Genomic DNA, 15744 nt, shown 5'->3' with positions numbered 1-15744 from the left:
ACAGGCGGTACGAGGTCATTGGCACGGGAGGGATACATGACGGCGATCCACATTGGCATTTCCGGTTGGCGCTACACGCCTTGGCGGGGAGATTTCTACCCCAAGGGGCTGGTTCAGAAACGGGAATTGCAATTCGCCTCGCGAGCGGTCAACAGCATCGAAATCAATGGATCGTTCTACGCCCTGCAACGTCCCGAACGGTATGCCCAGTGGTACGCCGAGACCCCGTCCGACTTCGTGTTCAGCGTCAAGGCGCCGCGCTTCATCACCCACATCAAGCGCCTGCGAGATATCCATAAGCCGTTGGCGAATTTCTTCGCTTCCGGGGTGCTGGAGCTCAAGGAAAAACTCGGCCCCATCCTCTGGCAGTTTCCGCCCAGCTTCAAATTCGACCCCGAACTGTTTGAGGATTTTCTCAAGCAATTACCCCACGACACCGAAGCCGCCGCTGCGCTGGCCCGCGAGCACGAGCCGCGCCTGGATGGCCACGCCAGCACCGAGGCGGACAAAAAGCGTCAGCTGCGCCATGCGGTCGAGATCCGTCATGAAAGCTTTATCGACCCGCGCTTCGTTGCCCTGCTCAAGCGCTACGACGTCGCCCTGGTGGTCGCTGACACCGCCGGCAAGTGGCCCTATCGCGAAGACGTCACCAGCGATTTTGTCTATCTGCGCCTGCACGGCGCCGAAGAGTTGTACGCCAGCGGCTATACCGACCAGGCGCTGAAACGCTGGGGCGATCGGATCGAGGCCTGGAGCCAAGGCAGCCAACCGGATGACGCGCACCTGATCGACCCGAAAAAGAAACCCCGGGCGCGCAAGAGCCGGGAGGTGTTCTGCTATTTCGACAACGACATCAAAGTTCGCGCGCCGTATGACGCGCGCCATCTGCTGGAGCGTTTTGACCTGGACAAGCATCTCGCCACCGCTCCCGGCGTGCGCCCGGCCGAAGGGGTCTTGCCATGACCACGCCAGAATCCAGCGAGGCCACCCGCGAGCCGATCCCAGACGTGGCGCAAGACCTTGATCGGGTAAACCGCTTCACGGTGCTCACGGTGAACACACATAAGGGGTTCACGGCGTTGAATAGGCGTTTCATTTTGCCGGAACTGCGCGAAGCGGTACGCAGCGTGTCCGCCGACGTGGTGTTCCTGCAGGAAGTGCATGGGACCCACGAGCACCATCCCCAGCGCTACAGCAACTGGCCGAGCATGCCGCAATACGAATTCCTCGCCGACACCCTCTGGCCGCAGTTCGCCTACGGGCGCAACGCGGTGTACCCGGCGGGCGACCATGGCAACGCGTTGCTGTCGAAATTCCAGATCATCCGCCATGACAATCTAGACGTCTCCATCAGCGGCCATGAAAGCCGCGGCATGCTCCACAGCGTGCTGCGCCTGCCCGGCGGCGAAGGGCAAGAAGTCCACGCGATTTGCGTGCATTTGGGGCTGCGCGAAGGCCATCGCATTGAACAGCTGAAACTGCTTTGCCAGCGCCTGAGCGAATTGCCCGCCGGCGCCCCGGTGATTGTCGCGGGCGACTTCAACGACTGGCGCGGCAAGGCCAATGATCTGCTCGAACCTTGCGGCCTGCGGGAAGTGTTCGCCGAACAATGGGGCAAACCGGCGCGCAGTTTCCCTGCGCGCCTGCCGATCCTGCGCCTGGACCGTATCTATGTGCGCAACCTCAAGGCCCATCATGCCCAGGTATTGAATGTACGTCCCTGGTCGCACCTTTCCGACCACGCACCGCTGTCGGTGGAGATCGAATTATGAGCGCGACGATGAACAAGGCGACGGTGGAAAAGATTGAAGTCCCGCCGACCGAACGCAACCCGGCGCTGGCCGATATCGAATACGGCTGGCACGGCAACAACCGCGTCACGCTGCTGGAAAATGGGGAGGAATATTTCCCAAGGGTTTTCGAGGCCATTCGCCGCGCCCAAGAGGAAATCCTCCTGGAGACCTTCATTCTGTTCGAGGACAAGGTCGGCGTTGAATTACGCGACCTGCTGGTCGATGCCGCCCGGCGCGGCGTGCGCATCACGGTCAACCTGGACGGTTTCGGCTGCGGCGAGCTGACCACCGAGTTTCTCGCATCGTTGAGCGATGCCGGGGTGCGCTTGCAGATGTTCGACCCGGCGCCCCGACACCTCGGGATCCGCACTAACTGGTTCCGCCGCCTGCACCGCAAGATCGTGGTGGTGGATGGCGTCATCGCGTTTATTGGCGGGATCAACTTTTCCGCCGATCACCTCGGCGACTTCGGTCCCGAGGCCAAGCAGGACTACTCGGTGGAGATCAAAGGCCCGGCGGTGGTGGATATCCATCACTTCGCGCTGCTGCAAAGCGGCCGCCCGGCTCGGGCCAAGTATTGGTGGCAACGTCGCCGCAACCGTCGCTCCGAGCTGGCCTTCAATGACCATGACGGCCAGGTGCGCCTGGTCTATCGCGACAACCATGAGCACCAGACCGACATCGAGGAGGTCTATCTGCAGGTGCTGCGCAGCGCCCAGCGCCGGGTGGTGATCGCCAACGCCTACTTCTTTCCCGGTTATCGCTTGCTGCGGGAGATCCGCAACGCCGCCCGGCGTGGCGTCGAAGTGCGGCTGATCCTGCAAGGGCAACCGGACATGATGATCGCCAAGCTCGCCGCGCGGATGCTCTATGACTATCTGCTCAAGGCCGGTGTGACGATTTATGAATATTGCGAGCGACCACTGCACGGCAAGGTCGCCCTGGTGGATGAGGACTGGAGCACGGTGGGCTCGAGCAATCTCGACCCGTTGAGCCTCTCGTTGAACCTGGAAGCCAACGTGCTGATCCGCGACCGGGCGTTCAACCGCGAGCTGTTCGAGCGCCTCGATCACTTGAGCCGCAACCATTGCACGATCATGCCTGAGAACCATGCCCCACGCGGCCTGCTGTGGCGCATGACTATCGGTTTCATGGTGTTCCACTTCTTGCGTCACTTCCCGGCCTGGGCCGGATGGCTGCCGGCTCATAAACCCCGTCTGAAACCTTTTTCACCGCCGACGGCGGTCCGGAGCGAACCCCATGAACCACTCTGACGCGCACACCGCGCCGAGAGATGACGCCCATGCAGCGGAACAGGCCAAGCCGAAATCCCGCTGGAGCCGTTGGAAACGGCCACTGACGCTGGTTTTTTTCCTGCTGCTGATCGTGCTGTTTACCGCGTTGGCCCGGCGCATCGATTGGTCCGAGGTGTTCACCACCCTGGCCGATTTTAAGCTGCGTACTTTGCTGATAGCCGCCGCGCTGACGGTGACCAGTTTCATCACGTACGCCTGTTTCGATTTGATCGGCCGCACCTACATCCGGCAAAAACTGGGTTGGCGGCAGATCTTGCCGGTGGGGGTGATCAGCTATGCCTTCAACCTCAATCTCAGCGCCTGGGTCGGTGGCATCGCCATGCGCTATCGGCTGTATTCGCGGCTCGGGGTCAGTAACGGCAACATCGCCAAGATCCTCGGCCTGAGCCTGGCCACCAACTGGTTCGGCTACATGACCTTGGCCGGCGTGGTGTTCAGCAGCGGCCTGGTGACGATGCCGCCGGGTTGGAAGCTGAGCAGCAACGCGTTGCAAGGCGTCGGCGTGCTGCTGTTGCTGATCAGCGCCGGGTACTTGGTGGCGTGCCGCTTTTCCAAGCGCAGGGCCTGGACCGTGCGCGGCATGGAAATCAACTTGCCGTCCCTGCGCATGGCCGTGCTGCAATTGGCGCTTGGCGCGCTGAACTGGTCGTTGATGGCCGCGGTGATCTTCACACTGCTGCCCAGCAAACTGGATTATCCGGTAGTGCTCGGGGTGTTGCTGATCAGCAGCATTGCCGGGGTGATTACACACATTCCGGCGGGGCTCGGGGTGTTGGAGGCGGTGTTCATTGCGCTGCTGCAACACGAGGTATCGCGGGGCAGCCTGTTAGCGGGACTGATTGCCTACCGGGCGATCTACTTCATCCTGCCGCTGCTGGTGACCGTGGTGATGTACCTGGTGATCGAGGCGAAGGCCAAGGCGCTGCGGGTCAAGCCTGGGACCAAGTGAGAGGTTGGCTGGGTTGGGCCCTGCACGAGCAGGCGTGCGGGGCCTTATTGATACTGCAAATCACCGCTCCTGAATGATGCTCAAGCGCTCGCCTACCACCATTTCCGTGATCCAGCCCACCAGGATCGAGGTGTAAGCCTGCTGTGATATGGGGTCACTCAGGGAATGGTCGGCGCCGTCGATAATCCTGTGAGTCAGTGAATGAGTCTGCTGGCAGGCGGCTCGGTAACTCATGATGGTCGCGTGGGGCACATGGTCGTCGGTCTCGGATTCCACCAGCAACACATCGCCGGTGAACTGCGAGCAGGCCTGCAAAGCGCGGTTGGTGTCGGCGTGTACCAGCGTACTGCGGTAATCGAGCAGGTCGGCCTTGTCCAGGTCGCGCTTGGGCGTGTGCCATTGCTCGTCGCGGTACAGCGCCGGCACCCGCAAGGCCAACCAGCGCACCGGTCGCAATGCGGTCAGGATCGAGGCCAGGTAGCCGCCGTAGCTGGTGCCGACCACGGCAATCGCCGAGGTGTCCAACGCGGGGTGGGCGAGCAGCCGGTCGTAGGCTGCCAACAGGTCTCGCAGATTGTCCTCGCGCGTGACCCGCGACAGCGGGATTCCCGCCCCGCCCGTGTGCCCGCGCAAATCGAAGGTCAGGCACACGCAGCCCAGGCCGGCAATGCCTTTGGCCCGTTCCAGGTCACGCTCCTGGCTGCCGCCCCATCCGTGTACGAACAAGACACCGGGAACCTTCGATTTTGGGCTCAGGAAGGTCCCGTTCATGTGTTCGTCATCTATTGCAATCTGAATCGTTTCGCTTCTAGCCGTCATAGGGTTGAACCGTTACGTATTTGAGTAGGAAATCACTATTTTCCGCCGCGCCGCGATAGATCTCCGTGGCACCGGCAGGCAGCGGCTGGTCGGTGTAGGTTTCCACCGAAGAGACGCGAACCGCGCGGGCCGAAGGGTGTTCGACAAACACTTGAAGTGCCGCCAGCTCCGCGCTGCTGGCGCCGCCCATGCGCCAGGATTGTTCCAGCACACCGCCGCGTGGCTGTCCGCCGGTGTCGATGCCCTGGGCAATGTCGTAATTGCGCCGCGAGGCAAAGAAGGACGGAAATGCCTGGTTGGCCGCGTCGTCAAATACTTGCGCCAGCCGCACCGCTTCACGCACATCGTCCGGCAGCTCCAGGCCGAGCAACTCGATGTAGCCACCCTGCACCACCAACAGGTCCGAGCCGCCGTAGACCTCCAGTCCTTCATTGTCGTGGGTGAGGTGTTGCACGCCGCAATAACTCATGACCTGGCCATTGATGAAGCTCTGGCCGACGCTCTGGGTCCTGACGCCGCTGAGGTTCTGCTCAAGCACCACACCGTCGCGAAACACTGACTGGGCGTCAGGCGCGGCGACAATTTCATCAAACTCGGCGAGGCTGTTGATCACCCGTTGACCACGTCCCGCGCTGGCATGAATCGGCTTGAAGCGAATCGGCCCTGCGTAAAGCAAATGTTCAGCGGCTGGGCGCGCATCCTTGAGCGAGAACACGCTGATACCGTCGAGCACCACGCCACGGGTCAGATTGGCGAACAGCGGCGACCACCCCTTCGGCGCGACCGCATCCTTATTCAAGAGACCATGGGCGATCGCCTTGGTGCAGATAAAATCATGGTCGACGTAGCCGCCCCACAAGTCCTCTGGCCCCTTGATGCCAAGGCGCAATGCCGCCTCGGCACCGATCAGGGTTTGCGTGGGCAACAGATACAGGTCCCGTCCTGCATGCTCGCGGCTGTCATGACTGCCGCCGTACTCCAAGCCCAGGATGTTCGCCAGCCAGCGGGCCAGTGCCTGATTGGTCTCGACTTCATGCTGCGGTGCGTGGGGATTGACCGAATGGGCCACTACCAATTTGGTGCGATGGATGGACGTCATGCGTTGTCCTTCTTAACTGCGCTCAATAGCTGTAGCTATAAGGATTGCAGAGATCAGGCCAACGGCGTGTTGGGGGACGAACGGTCAAGGAAACGGGCACAAACGTTCGACCCTGTGGCACAGGGCCTGTTTCATTCTGCACGACCGGCGGCGGCCATCCGGCAAATTGCACGACGCGGGGCACCACATCAGGAGGAGCTCAGCCCTTTGGGCTTACGCCAAATCTCGTACGGTAATCACTCGGCGCCAGCCCGGTGATTTTCTTGAAGGTCGATCGAAAGGCGCCGGGATCCTGATAACCGACGGTCCAGGCAATGTGATCGATGGTGCCGTTGGTAAACTCAAGCATTTCCCGGGCCTTGCCCACCCGCAGGTGCTGGCAGTATTCGGTGGGCTTGAGCCCGGTGGCCGCGCGGAACCTGCGCAGGAAAGTTCGCTCTTCCAGCCCGGCCTGCTCAGCCATCGCGCCAAGGGAAACGTCCACCGCGCCGCTGCGTTGCAGCCAATGCTGGACCTTGAGGATCGCCCCGTCACCGTGCCCGAGGATCGGCGCGAAATTGCTGCCGCACTGGCTCGCGCTGTCGCTGTGCTCAATCACCAGGAACTGCGCCGTGCGCGTGGCGATACTGGGCCCGAGCAGACGATCGACCAGGCGCAGTCCAAGCTCTGACCAAGCCATCAGCCCGGCCGTGGTGATCAGGTCGCCGTCGTCGACAATGGGTTTATCGGCGTCGAGCTTGATCTTCGGATAACGCGCCGCAAACGTCTTCGCCGAGGTCCAGTGGGTCGTGGCGCTGCGCCCATCCAGCAAGCCGCTTTCGGCCAGCAGGATAGACCCGACGCACACCCCGCCCAGCACCGTGCCGCCGGCATGGAGCGTGCGCAGCCAATCCATTAGTGTCGGCGAGACCAAGTCTTCGTTGAAGCCGGCGATGGATGGCGGGATGAGCAGTGCCACCAACGGGCCCGCCGGGCCGGTCTCGCTGTCGAATATCCGCCGTGGCGCCTCATTGTTGTCGGTCTGCCAATGACTCACTCGTAACCGAGGTAACTGCGCGCTGGCGTGCTCAGCCGCGATCCGCTGTGCTACGGCAAACAGGTCGGTCAAGCCATGCACCGCGGCCATTTGCGCGCCGGGATAGATCAATACCCCAAGCTCGGCGATTGCCGTTTGCTGCGCCATTGTCAGTTTTCCCTCGCTTATTGTCGTTGCGGCCAATCCTCGACCCGGCGGTAAACGCCAATACTGGCGCCCTACCCAACCTGATCAAGGAAGCCCCATGTCCAAGCAAGCGCTCATCGTAGTCGATATCCAGAACGACTACTTCCCCCAAGGGAAATGGCCATTGGTCGGCGCCGAAGCCGCCGCCGATAACGCTGCACGGTTGATCGAAGCGTTTCGTCAGGCCGCAAAGCAAGTGGTGCACATTCGCCACGAATTCACTTCCGACGAAGCGCCATTTTTCACGCCCGGCTCCGAAGGCGCGCAGTTGCACCCCAAGGTGCTCAACCGCCCGGACGAACCGGTGGTCCTCAAGCACTTCGTCAATTCGTTTCGCGAAACCGAACTGCAGGCCATCCTCGACCAGCACGGCATCGAGCAGTTGGTGGTTGTCGGCAGCATGAGCCATATGTGCATCGATGGCGTCGCTCGTGCAGCGGCGGACCTGGGCTACGGCGTCACGGTGATTCACGACGCTTGCGCGACTCGCGATCTTGAATTCAATGGCGTGATCGTCCCTGCCGCCCAAGCACATGCGGCCTTCATGTCGGCGCTGGGGTTTGCTTATGCAAATGTGGTGAGTACCGAGCAATTTCTGAGCGACAGCCAGGCGTAGGCGCAGGCATAAACAGCCAGCGAAAATGACTAGGCGGGTGTGAGCGGTTACGACGAGAATGACCAGGATTTTCTCCCAGAGCTCGCCGTATGAAACGTAAGCGCCCGCCGCGCCTGGTCCCCTCCCCAGCCCCGAGCGACATCGCCGGATGGGCGTCAAAACACCCGCCGACTTGGGATTGCTCAAACGACGTCTCCAAGCCGGGATTCCTGGGAACCATGATTTACGCCGCAGGGATGTTGCTGGCCCTGCCCATCTACTGGTTGGCAGTGTTTACCATGACGCTGGCCAAGGTCGAAGGCCTGTCGCCCATTCACCAGAAAATCATCCTGGACCCGCTGATTATTGGGCTCATGTTCATTAGCGCATTCGTGGCCGTCTGCGTGCTCAACTGGCTCGCCTCCGGGCCCAAAGTGCTTGGTTTTTGCTTTGACGAGCGCCAGCAACGTCTCACTTTTACCCAGCGCCGCCCCGCCCGACAAACCACCAACGAATGCGTACCCTACAGCGCCATCCATTACATCAAGCCCTATACCTTGACCACTTTCGCCAACGTGAGTCACTTTGAGGTGTGCTACGCAGGGGCCGATGGCAAGCCGGTTACGCTTCGGTTCTGGGTGGACATAACGGTAAAGGAAATGGCATTCCATGCGACGTGGTTGGCGCAGTCGGTTGACGAGCGGATGCTGGAGCTACTGGACCTGGATTTATGACTTGGATCGCTTTGCTTCTTGGAACCACAAGCCTGGCATGCACCCCACACGAATCTCGATAATTTCCTCGCACAGGCATTAAATGGAACGCTGGTTGACACGTTTGGACAGCTCTTCGGCGGACTCTTTACGCTCGGAATAACGATCAACCAAGTAGTCCTGACGATCCCGCAAGAGCAGCGTGAACTTCATCAGCTCTTCCATTACGTCCACCAGGCGGTCGTAGTACGAGGACGGCTTCATGCGACCGGCCTCATCGAACTCTGTGAATGCCTTGGCTACGGAAGATTGGTTTGGGATGGTGAACATCCGCATCCACCGACCCAGTACCCGCAGCTGATTGACCGCGTTGAAAGACTGCGAGCCGCCGCAGACCTGCATCACTGCAAGCGTCTTTCCTTGCGTAGGTCGAACAGCACCTATCGTCAGAGGAACCCAGTCGATTTGGGCTTTGAACACAGCACTCATGGAGCCGTGACGCTCAGGGGAACACCACACCTGCCCCTCAGACCATTGCATCAGCTCACGCAACTCCGCGACCTTGGGATGTGTATCGGGGGCGTCATCCGGCAGCGGCAGACCCGAGGGGTCAAAGATCTTCGTTTCGGCGCCAAACTCATTCAGCAGGCGTGCCGCCTCTTGCGTGACCAGACGACTGAATGAGCGCTCTCGCGTTGATCCGTATAACAGAAGAATTCGAGGTTTATGAAGCGACGGCGTACGCGGCGATAAGTGTTCCAACGAAGGAATGTCGATCAGGTCGGCGTGTACGTTCGGCAATGTGTCTTGCATATGAACTCCTGCGGCGGGGCCTGGTTGAGTGCCGCCTCGGTTGATCTTTAAAGCGAACCGATGCGGTTCAGTTCAGCTTTCAGTTGGTCTGGGCTCATGGTCTTGAGCGGCAGCGCAAGAAACGCACTCACACGTTCGTGGATTTTGGCCAGTGTGCTTTCGAACGCTGCGGTAATGACCGCTTCCGGCCCGGTTGCTTCGGACGGATCAGCCAAGCCCCAATGTGCCTTTAAGGCTGGCCCGAAAAAAATGGGACATGCTTCGCCCGCAGCCCGATCACAGACAGTGATCACGACGTCTGGAGGCGAGCCTTCAAAAGCATCCGAAGCCTTGCTGCTCAAGCCCTCCGTGGAAATCCCCGCCGCCTCCAGGGTTTGCAATGCCCGCTGATTCACTCGACCACTGGGAAAGCTTCCCGAGCTGACCGCCTCAACGCCTGCTGGGGCCAAGTGGTTGAAAAGTGCCTCGGAAAGAATGCTGCGGCAGCTGTTGTGGGTGCACATGAACAGGACTTTCATTAGAAGACTCCTTGATTCAGAAACTGAGCCGCAGTGCCAGGGCAGACAATGTGGCGAGGAGGATGGCACAGCCGACACAGCCGTGCCTCATGGTTGAGCTCGACGCATATGGAAAATCGAATATATGATTTACCGAATATCCGGTAAAGCGAATGTGATGTCCGCTGTTTTTGCATAACGTCTTAACAATCCATGCATGGCGGCACAAAGGAGATGAAAGGGTGGGAAGTGAGATATGACCCAGGCAACGGAAATGGCCGCAGAGCAATGGTGGGCCTGGTTAAAACACGTCGACTTATTTCTTGCAACGCACAAACGAGAAAGCCCCCGCAATGCGGGGGCTTCCAGAAGAAACTTTACAAAAAAGTCTAAGGTGTGCGCTAGAACGGAATATCGTCATCAAAGCTGTCGAAATCCGGGGCCGGTTGCGGCGCGGCCTGTTGGGGAGCGGCCGGGCGCTCGCGTTGTGGCTGTGGCGCCGACTGCGGACGAGGCGCCTGCTGACGCGGAGCCGGAGCCGACTGCTGGTAGTTGTTGCCACCTTGCTGTTGGTCGCCCTGAGGACGGCCACCCAGCAATTGCATGGTGCCTTGCATGTCGACCACGATTTCGGTGGTGTAGCGCTTGATACCGTCTTTTTCCCACTCGCGTGTCTGCAACTTGCCTTCGATATACACCTGCGAACCCTTGCGCAGGTATTCGCCAGCAATCTCAGCCACCTTGCCGAACATCGACACGCGGTGCCATTCGGTCTTCTCGACCTTCTGGCCGGTCTGCTTGTCGGTCCATTGTTCGCTGGTCGCCAGGCTCAGGTTGGTCACGGCGTTGCCATTGGGCAGGTAGCGAACTTCTGGATCCTGGCCGCAAGTACCGACCAATATGACTTTGTTAACCCCACGGGCCATAACGTTCTCCTAGGCTTCGCACGCTGCCGGGGCCGGGTTGTTCACCAGGCGCTCGAGCGTCGCACGATCCAATAATTCGGTGTCCAGTTTGATATAAACGGCCGCCTCGTCGGCGACCACCACTGCATCGGTTACTCCAACGACGGCCCTGAGGCGCTCGGCCAGGCCTGCTTCGCGGATGGCTTCGGGCGACAACGGCAAGCGCAGGCTCGTCACATACGGAGGTTCGCGCATGGTAACAGCAAAGAGCAGCCAAAGTGCAGCCAGCGCGGCACAACCCAGGAACACAACCGACAAACCGCCGTGCTGGAACAGCCAGCCGCCGAGGATGCCGCCCAGCGCCGAACCGAGGAACTGGCTGGTGGAATAAACCCCCATGGCCGTTCCCTTGCCGCCCGCTGGCGAAACCTTGCTGATCAACGACGGCAGCGACGCTTCCAACAGATTGAACGCGGTGAAGAACACCACCGTGCCGATCACCAGCGCTCGAAGGCTGTCGCCGAACTGCCAGAAGAATAGCTCAGTGAGCATGAGCGTCACGACGGCGCCGAGCAAAACTCGTTTCATTTTGCGTCGCTTCTCGCCATAGATGATGAAAGGGATCATGGCGAAGAATGAAATCAGCAGCGCGGTCAGGTAGACCCACCAGTGCTGTTCCTTGGGCAGGCCGGCCTTCTCGACCAATGCCAGCGGCAGCGCCACGAAACTCGACATCAGCATCGCATGGAGCACGAAGATGCCCAGGTCCAGGCGCAGCAGGTCCGGATGCTTGAGCGTTGGCAGTAGCGCCTGGCGAGCCACGCCGGATTCACGGTGCTGCAACGGCCCGGTGGAGCGCGGCACAATGAACGCAACGATAAGGATGCCGACCAAGGCCATGGCGCCGGTAGCCAGGAACAGGCCCGACAGGCCGAAAGCCCGGGTCAACAGTGGGCCTACAACCATGGCGACCGCAAAGGACAGGCCAATCGTCATGCCGATCATGGCCATGGCTTTCGTCCGATGCTGTTCGCGAGTCAAGTCGGACAGCAAGGCCATGACCGCTGCGGAAATAGCACCCGCTCCTTGTAGGATCCGTCCGGCAATCACGCCCCAGATCGAGTCTGCATTCGCCGCCAGGACACTGCCGAGAGCGAACACGATGAGCCCCAGGTAAATCACAGGCCGTCGGCCGATACGGTCGGAAATCATCCCGAATGGAATCTGGAAAATCGCCTGGGTCAGGCCGTAGGCACCGATCGCCAAGCCGATGAGGGCCGGGGTCGCGCCGGCCAGGTCCATCCCATAGGTCGCCAGCACCGGCAACACCATGAACATGCCCAGCATGCGGAAGGCGAACACCAGGGCCAGGCCGCTTGCCGCGCGGGTCTCGCCGCTACTCATGCGCTCGCTGTGGGGATCTTGCATGGAAAAACCTCGTGTGAACCGGCGGGGATTCTACCAGTCCCATCGATTGAGGGGGTATAGGGCGACCGTTTGCCGCGCAGTCTTCATGCAGGGCTTCCAATAGTGTGCATCCATCCAGTATTTGCCCGTATACTCCTACGTTTTCGACGCCCGCCGAGCGAGGCCACTTTTGGACAAGATCCTGATTCGTGGGGCCCGTACCCACAACCTGAAGAACATCGACCTGACCCTGCCACGGGACAAGCTGATCGTCATCACCGGCCTGTCCGGATCCGGCAAATCCTCCCTGGCCTTCGACACCTTGTACGCCGAAGGCCAGCGACGCTATGTCGAATCGCTGTCGGCCTATGCCCGGCAGTTCCTGTCGATGATGGAAAAACCCGACGTCGACACCATCGAAGGCTTGTCGCCGGCGATCTCCATCGAACAGAAGTCGACCTCGCATAACCCGCGGTCGACGGTCGGCACCATTACCGAGATCTACGATTACCTGCGCTTGCTGTATGCGCGAGTCGGTATTCCGCGCTGCCCTGACCACGACGCCCCGCTGGAAGCCCAGACCGTCAGCCAGATGGTCGACCTGGTGCTGGCCCAGCCGGAAGGCAGCAAGCTGATGCTGCTCGCACCGGTGATTCGCGAGCGCAAGGGCGAACACCTGATGGTTTTCGAAGAGCTGCGCGCCCAGGGTTTCGTGCGTGCGCGGGTCAACGGCAAGTTATGCGAGTTGGACGAGCTGCCGAAGCTTGATAAACAGAAGAAGCATTCGATCGATGTAGTGGTCGACCGCTTCAAGGTCCGGGCCGACCTGCAACAGCGCCTGGCGGAGTCCTTCGAAACCGCGCTGAAACTGGCCGACGGCATAGCTCTGGTAGCCCCGATGGATGACGAGCCAGGCGAAGAGATCATCTTCTCCGCGCGCTTCGCCTGCCCGATCTGCGGCCACGCCATCAGCGAACTGGAGCCCAAGCTGTTCTCCTTCAACAATCCGGCCGGCGCCTGCCCGACCTGTGACGGCCTGGGGGTCAAGCAGTTCTTCGACACCAAGCGACTGGTCAATGGCGAGCTGACCCTGGCCGAGGGGGCGATTCGCGGGTGGGACAGGCGCAACGTCTATTACTTCCAGATGCTCGGTTCGCTGGCGGCCCACTACAAGTTCAGCCTGGACAAGCCGTTCAACGAGCTGCCCGCCGACCAGCAAAAATTCATCCTGCACGGCAGCGGCTCGCAGAACGTCGATTTCAAATACCTGAATGACCGCGGCGATATCGTCAAGCGCTCCCACCCGTTCGAAGGCATCGTGCCGAACCTGGAGCGGCGCTACCGCGAGACCGAGTCGGCCAGCGTGCGCGAAGAACTGGCGAAGTTCCTCAGCACCCAGCCCTGCCCGGATTGCCGCGGTACTCGTTTGCGCCGGGAAGCGCGACATGTGTGGGTCGGTGAAAAAACCCTACCGGCGGTGACCAGCCTGCCAATCGGCGATGCCACCGATTACTTCGGCGGCCTCAAGCTCACTGGCCGCCGTGGCGAAATCGCCGACAAGATCCTCAAGGAAATCCGTGAGCGCTTGCAGTTCCTGGTGAACGTCGGCCTGGACTACCTGACCCTCGATCGCAGCGCAGACACCCTATCCGGCGGCGAAGCCCAGCGTATCCGCCTGGCCAGCCAGATCGGCGCGGGCCTGGTCGGGGTGATGTATATCCTCGACGAACCGTCCATTGGTCTGCACCAACGCGACAATGACCGGTTGCTCGGAACGCTGAAACACCTGCGGGACATCGGCAATACGGTGATCGTGGTCGAGCACGATGAAGACGCGATTCGCCTGGCCGATTACGTGGTGGACATCGGCCCAGGCGCCGGCGTGCACGGTGGGCATATTGTCGCTCAAGGCACCGCAGCCGAAGTGATGGCGCACCCCGACTCCCTGACAGGCAAATACCTCTCGGGCCGGGTGAAGATCAAGGTGCCGGCCAAGCGCACCCCGCGCAATAAGAAGCTGTCGCTGACCCTTAAAGGAGCTCGCGGCAACAACCTGCGCAACGTCGACCTGGAAATCCCGATCGGCCTGCTGACCTGCGTTACCGGCGTCTCCGGCTCCGGCAAGTCGACGCTGATCAACAACACGCTGTTTCCTCTCAGCGCCACGGCCTTGAACGGCGCCACCACGCTTGAAGCTGCTGCTCACGACAGTATCAAGGGCCTGGAGCACCTGGACAAAGTGGTCGACATCGACCAGAGCCCGATCGGGCGGACGCCGCGTTCCAACCCAGCGACCTACACCGGGTTGTTCACGCCAATCCGCGAACTGTTCGCCGGCGTACCGGAATCCCGCTCACGGGGCTATGGGCCTGGTCGGTTCTCGTTCAACGTCAAGGGCGGACGCTGCGAAGCTTGTCAGGGCGACGGCTTGATCAAGGTGGAAATGCATTTCCTGCCCGACATCTATGTCCCGTGCGACGTGTGCAAGAGCAAGCGCTACAACCGCGAAACCCTGGAGATCAAATACAAGGGCAAGAACATCCACGAAACCCTGGAAATGACCATCGAGGAAGCCCGGGTGTTCTTCGACGCGGTACCGGCGCTGGCACGCAAGCTCCAGACGTTGATGGACGTAGGGCTTTCCTACATCAAGCTCGGGCAGTCAGCGACGACCTTGTCTGGCGGTGAAGCGCAGCGGGTCAAGCTGTCACGCGAGCTGTCCAAGCGCGATACCGGCAAGACTTTGTATATTCTCGACGAGCCGACCACAGGTCTGCACTTCGCCGATATCCAACAGTTGCTCGACGTGCTGCATCGCCTCCGCGACCACGGCAACACCGTGGTGGTGATCGAGCACAATCTGGATGTGATCAAGACCGCTGACTGGCTGGTGGACCTGGGGCCGGAAGGCGGCTCCAAGGGTGGTCAGATCATTGCCGTGGGTACGCCGGAGCAGGTGGCCGAAATGAAGCAGTCCTACACCGGCTACTACCTCAAGCCATTGCTGGAACGTGATCGGGACTGATTTCGCCCGAGCACTAAAAAGCCCCTGTCATCTCATCGATGACAGGGGCTTTTTGTTTTATTGTGGGAGCAAGCTTGCTTCCACAAATCAGAACTGCGATTGCAGGTAGTTCTCCAACCCGATCAGCTTGATCAGCCCCAACTGCTTCTCCAGCCAGTAGGTGTGGTCTTCTTCGGTGTCGTTGAGCTGAATCCGCAAAATCTCACGGGTCACGTAGTCGTTGTGCTGCTCGCAGAGCTCGATGCCTTTGCACAGCGCGGCGCGGACTTTGTACTCCAGGCGCAGGTCGGCGGCGAGCATGTCGGGCACCGTGGCGCCGACGTCCAGGTCATCGGCACGCATGCGCGGCGTCCCTTCGAGCATCAGGATCCGACGCATCAGCGCATCGGCGTGCTGGGTCTCTTCTTCCATCTCGTGGTTGATACGTTCGTAGAGCTCGGTAAAACCCCAGTCCTCGTACATCCGCGAGTGGATGAAATATTGATCACGGGCTGCCAGCTCGCCGGTCAGCAACGTGTTGAGGTAATCGATTACGTCTGGGTGACCTTGCATCGCCCTACATCTCCACAAGCTTTTAAAGGTTGTAGTTTG

General features: G+C 60.5%; 15 protein-coding genes. 7 read left to right on the top strand and 8 right to left on the bottom strand.

All coding sequences use genetic code 11. The features are described 5' to 3' along the window. The first annotated feature begins 36 nt into the window (after positions 1 to 36). Genes J3P95_RS03385 through J3P95_RS03370 form a run of 4 tightly spaced genes read left to right on the top strand, consistent with a single transcriptional unit; the run spans position 37 to position 4058 of the window. Positions 37 to 963: a DUF72 domain-containing protein gene (locus J3P95_RS03385; RefSeq protein ID WP_434578722.1), complete on the top strand. Its 927-nt coding sequence runs from the start codon at positions 37 to 39 to the stop codon at positions 961 to 963. Then, positions 960 to 1772: an endonuclease/exonuclease/phosphatase family protein gene (locus J3P95_RS03380; protein ID WP_434560662.1), complete on the top strand. Its 813-nt coding sequence runs from the start codon at positions 960 to 962 to the stop codon at positions 1770 to 1772. Before J3P95_RS03385 ends, J3P95_RS03380 begins: the two co-directional genes overlap by 4 nt. Continuing rightward, on the top strand, positions 1769 to 3067 hold the full coding sequence (gene clsB / locus J3P95_RS03375; protein WP_434560660.1) for a cardiolipin synthase ClsB: 1299 nt from the start codon (positions 1769 to 1771) through the stop codon (positions 3065 to 3067). The genes J3P95_RS03380 and clsB overlap by 4 nt, the downstream gene beginning before the upstream one ends. Beyond that, on the top strand, positions 3054 to 4058 hold the full coding sequence (locus tag J3P95_RS03370) for a lysylphosphatidylglycerol synthase domain-containing protein (RefSeq protein ID WP_434578724.1): 1005 nt from the start codon (positions 3054 to 3056) through the stop codon (positions 4056 to 4058). The genes clsB and J3P95_RS03370 overlap by 14 nt, the downstream gene beginning before the upstream one ends. A 60-nt stretch (positions 4059 to 4118) precedes the next feature. Here the strand turns inward: J3P95_RS03370 and J3P95_RS03365 are convergent, their stop codons facing one another. The 3 genes from J3P95_RS03365 to J3P95_RS03355 all read right to left on the bottom strand — a co-directional run bounded on the left by J3P95_RS03365 (position 4119) and on the right by J3P95_RS03355 (position 7159). Beyond that, positions 4119 to 4877 (bottom strand): alpha/beta hydrolase family protein, encoded by a 759-nt coding sequence (locus tag J3P95_RS03365; RefSeq protein ID WP_186614527.1) that lies wholly within the window; start codon positions 4875 to 4877, stop codon positions 4119 to 4121. After that, the gene (locus J3P95_RS03360) at positions 4867 to 5976 is read right to left on the bottom strand and encodes a DUF3182 family protein (protein ID WP_434560656.1); all 1110 of its coding nucleotides are present in this window, start codon (positions 5974 to 5976) and stop codon (positions 4867 to 4869) included. The genes J3P95_RS03365 and J3P95_RS03360 overlap by 11 nt, the downstream gene beginning before the upstream one ends. 199 nt (positions 5977 to 6175) lie before the next feature. After that, positions 6176 to 7159 carry a GlxA family transcriptional regulator gene (locus tag J3P95_RS03355; protein ID WP_434578727.1) on the bottom strand — a complete coding sequence of 328 codons (984 nt, stop codon included), beginning with the start codon at positions 7157 to 7159 and terminating at the stop codon, positions 6176 to 6178. 97 nt (positions 7160 to 7256) lie between these two features. Here J3P95_RS03355 and J3P95_RS03350 point away from each other — a divergent pair, with 97 nt between their 5' ends. Both J3P95_RS03350 and J3P95_RS03345 read left to right on the top strand, forming a co-directional pair. Further along, the gene (locus J3P95_RS03350) at positions 7257 to 7814 is read left to right on the top strand and encodes a cysteine hydrolase family protein (RefSeq protein ID WP_434560652.1); all 558 of its coding nucleotides are present in this window, start codon (positions 7257 to 7259) and stop codon (positions 7812 to 7814) included. Between the two features lie 89 nt (positions 7815 to 7903). Then, positions 7904 to 8527 (top strand): hypothetical protein, encoded by a 624-nt coding sequence (locus tag J3P95_RS03345; protein ID WP_434578729.1) that lies wholly within the window; start codon positions 7904 to 7906, stop codon positions 8525 to 8527. A 78-nt stretch (positions 8528 to 8605) separates the two neighbouring features. Here the strand turns inward: J3P95_RS03345 and arsH are convergent, their stop codons facing one another. The 4 genes from arsH to J3P95_RS03325 form a co-directional block, all read right to left on the bottom strand. Further along, positions 8606 to 9319, bottom strand: a complete 714-nt coding sequence (gene arsH / locus J3P95_RS03340; RefSeq protein ID WP_434578731.1) for an arsenical resistance protein ArsH — start codon at positions 9317 to 9319, stop codon at positions 8606 to 8608. 47 nt (positions 9320 to 9366) lie between these two features. Continuing rightward, on the bottom strand, positions 9367 to 9837 hold the full coding sequence (locus tag J3P95_RS03335) for an arsenate reductase ArsC (RefSeq protein WP_434560646.1): 471 nt from the start codon (positions 9835 to 9837) through the stop codon (positions 9367 to 9369). A gap of 380 nt (positions 9838 to 10217) precedes the next feature. Next, entirely contained in the window at positions 10218 to 10742 is a 525-nt protein-coding gene (locus J3P95_RS03330) for a single-stranded DNA-binding protein (protein WP_186614519.1), read from the bottom strand. A gap of 9 nt (positions 10743 to 10751) precedes the next feature. Continuing rightward, on the bottom strand, positions 10752 to 12149 hold the full coding sequence (locus tag J3P95_RS03325) for an MFS transporter (RefSeq protein WP_186641024.1): 1398 nt from the start codon (positions 12147 to 12149) through the stop codon (positions 10752 to 10754). A 169-nt stretch (positions 12150 to 12318) separates the two neighbouring features. On the opposite strand from J3P95_RS03325, the gene uvrA reads away from it, so the two are divergent. Then, positions 12319 to 15153, top strand: coding sequence for an excinuclease ABC subunit UvrA (uvrA, locus tag J3P95_RS03320; RefSeq protein WP_186614515.1), 2835 nt, complete (start codon positions 12319 to 12321; stop codon positions 15151 to 15153). An 87-nt stretch (positions 15154 to 15240) separates the two neighbouring features. On the opposite strand, the gene bfr is transcribed toward uvrA, so the two are convergent. Next, positions 15241 to 15705, bottom strand: a complete 465-nt coding sequence (gene bfr, locus J3P95_RS03315; protein WP_434560644.1) for a bacterioferritin — start codon at positions 15703 to 15705, stop codon at positions 15241 to 15243. Positions 15706 to 15744 lie beyond the last annotated feature (39 nt).

Source organism: Pseudomonas sp. Z5-35 (assembly GCF_051131945.1).
GTDB lineage: Bacteria > Pseudomonadota > Gammaproteobacteria > Pseudomonadales > Pseudomonadaceae > Aquipseudomonas > Aquipseudomonas marvdashtae.
Note: the sequence above shows the minus strand (reverse complement) of the source record. Positions and strands in the feature narration are given on the sequence as shown.

Excerpts from the sequence above, each read along its gene's own strand:
- J3P95_RS03385 (WP_434578722.1), top strand. The coding sequence starts at position 37 with ATGACGGCGATCCACATTGGCATTTCCGGTTGGCGCTACACGCCTTGG.
- J3P95_RS03380 (WP_434560662.1), top strand. The coding sequence starts at position 960 with ATGACCACGCCAGAATCCAGCGAGGCCACCCGCGAGCCGATCCCAGAC.
- clsB (WP_434560660.1), top strand. The coding sequence starts at position 1,769 with ATGAGCGCGACGATGAACAAGGCGACGGTGGAAAAGATTGAAGTCCCG.
- J3P95_RS03370 (WP_434578724.1), top strand. The coding sequence starts at position 3,054 with ATGAACCACTCTGACGCGCACACCGCGCCGAGAGATGACGCCCATGCA.
- J3P95_RS03365 (WP_186614527.1), bottom strand. The coding sequence starts at position 4,877 with ATGACGGCTAGAAGCGAAACGATTCAGATTGCAATAGATGACGAACAC.
- J3P95_RS03360 (WP_434560656.1), bottom strand. The coding sequence starts at position 5,976 with ATGACGTCCATCCATCGCACCAAATTGGTAGTGGCCCATTCGGTCAAT.
- J3P95_RS03355 (WP_434578727.1), bottom strand. The coding sequence starts at position 7,159 with ATGGCGCAGCAAACGGCAATCGCCGAGCTTGGGGTATTGATCTATCCC.
- J3P95_RS03350 (WP_434560652.1), top strand. The coding sequence starts at position 7,257 with ATGTCCAAGCAAGCGCTCATCGTAGTCGATATCCAGAACGACTACTTC.
- J3P95_RS03345 (WP_434578729.1), top strand. The coding sequence starts at position 7,904 with ATGAAACGTAAGCGCCCGCCGCGCCTGGTCCCCTCCCCAGCCCCGAGC.
- arsH (WP_434578731.1), bottom strand. The coding sequence starts at position 9,319 with ATGCAAGACACATTGCCGAACGTACACGCCGACCTGATCGACATTCCT.
- J3P95_RS03335 (WP_434560646.1), bottom strand. The coding sequence starts at position 9,837 with ATGAAAGTCCTGTTCATGTGCACCCACAACAGCTGCCGCAGCATTCTT.
- J3P95_RS03330 (WP_186614519.1), bottom strand. The coding sequence starts at position 10,742 with ATGGCCCGTGGGGTTAACAAAGTCATATTGGTCGGTACTTGCGGCCAG.
- J3P95_RS03325 (WP_186641024.1), bottom strand. The coding sequence starts at position 12,149 with ATGCAAGATCCCCACAGCGAGCGCATGAGTAGCGGCGAGACCCGCGCG.
- bfr (WP_434560644.1), bottom strand. The coding sequence starts at position 15,705 with ATGCAAGGTCACCCAGACGTAATCGATTACCTCAACACGTTGCTGACC.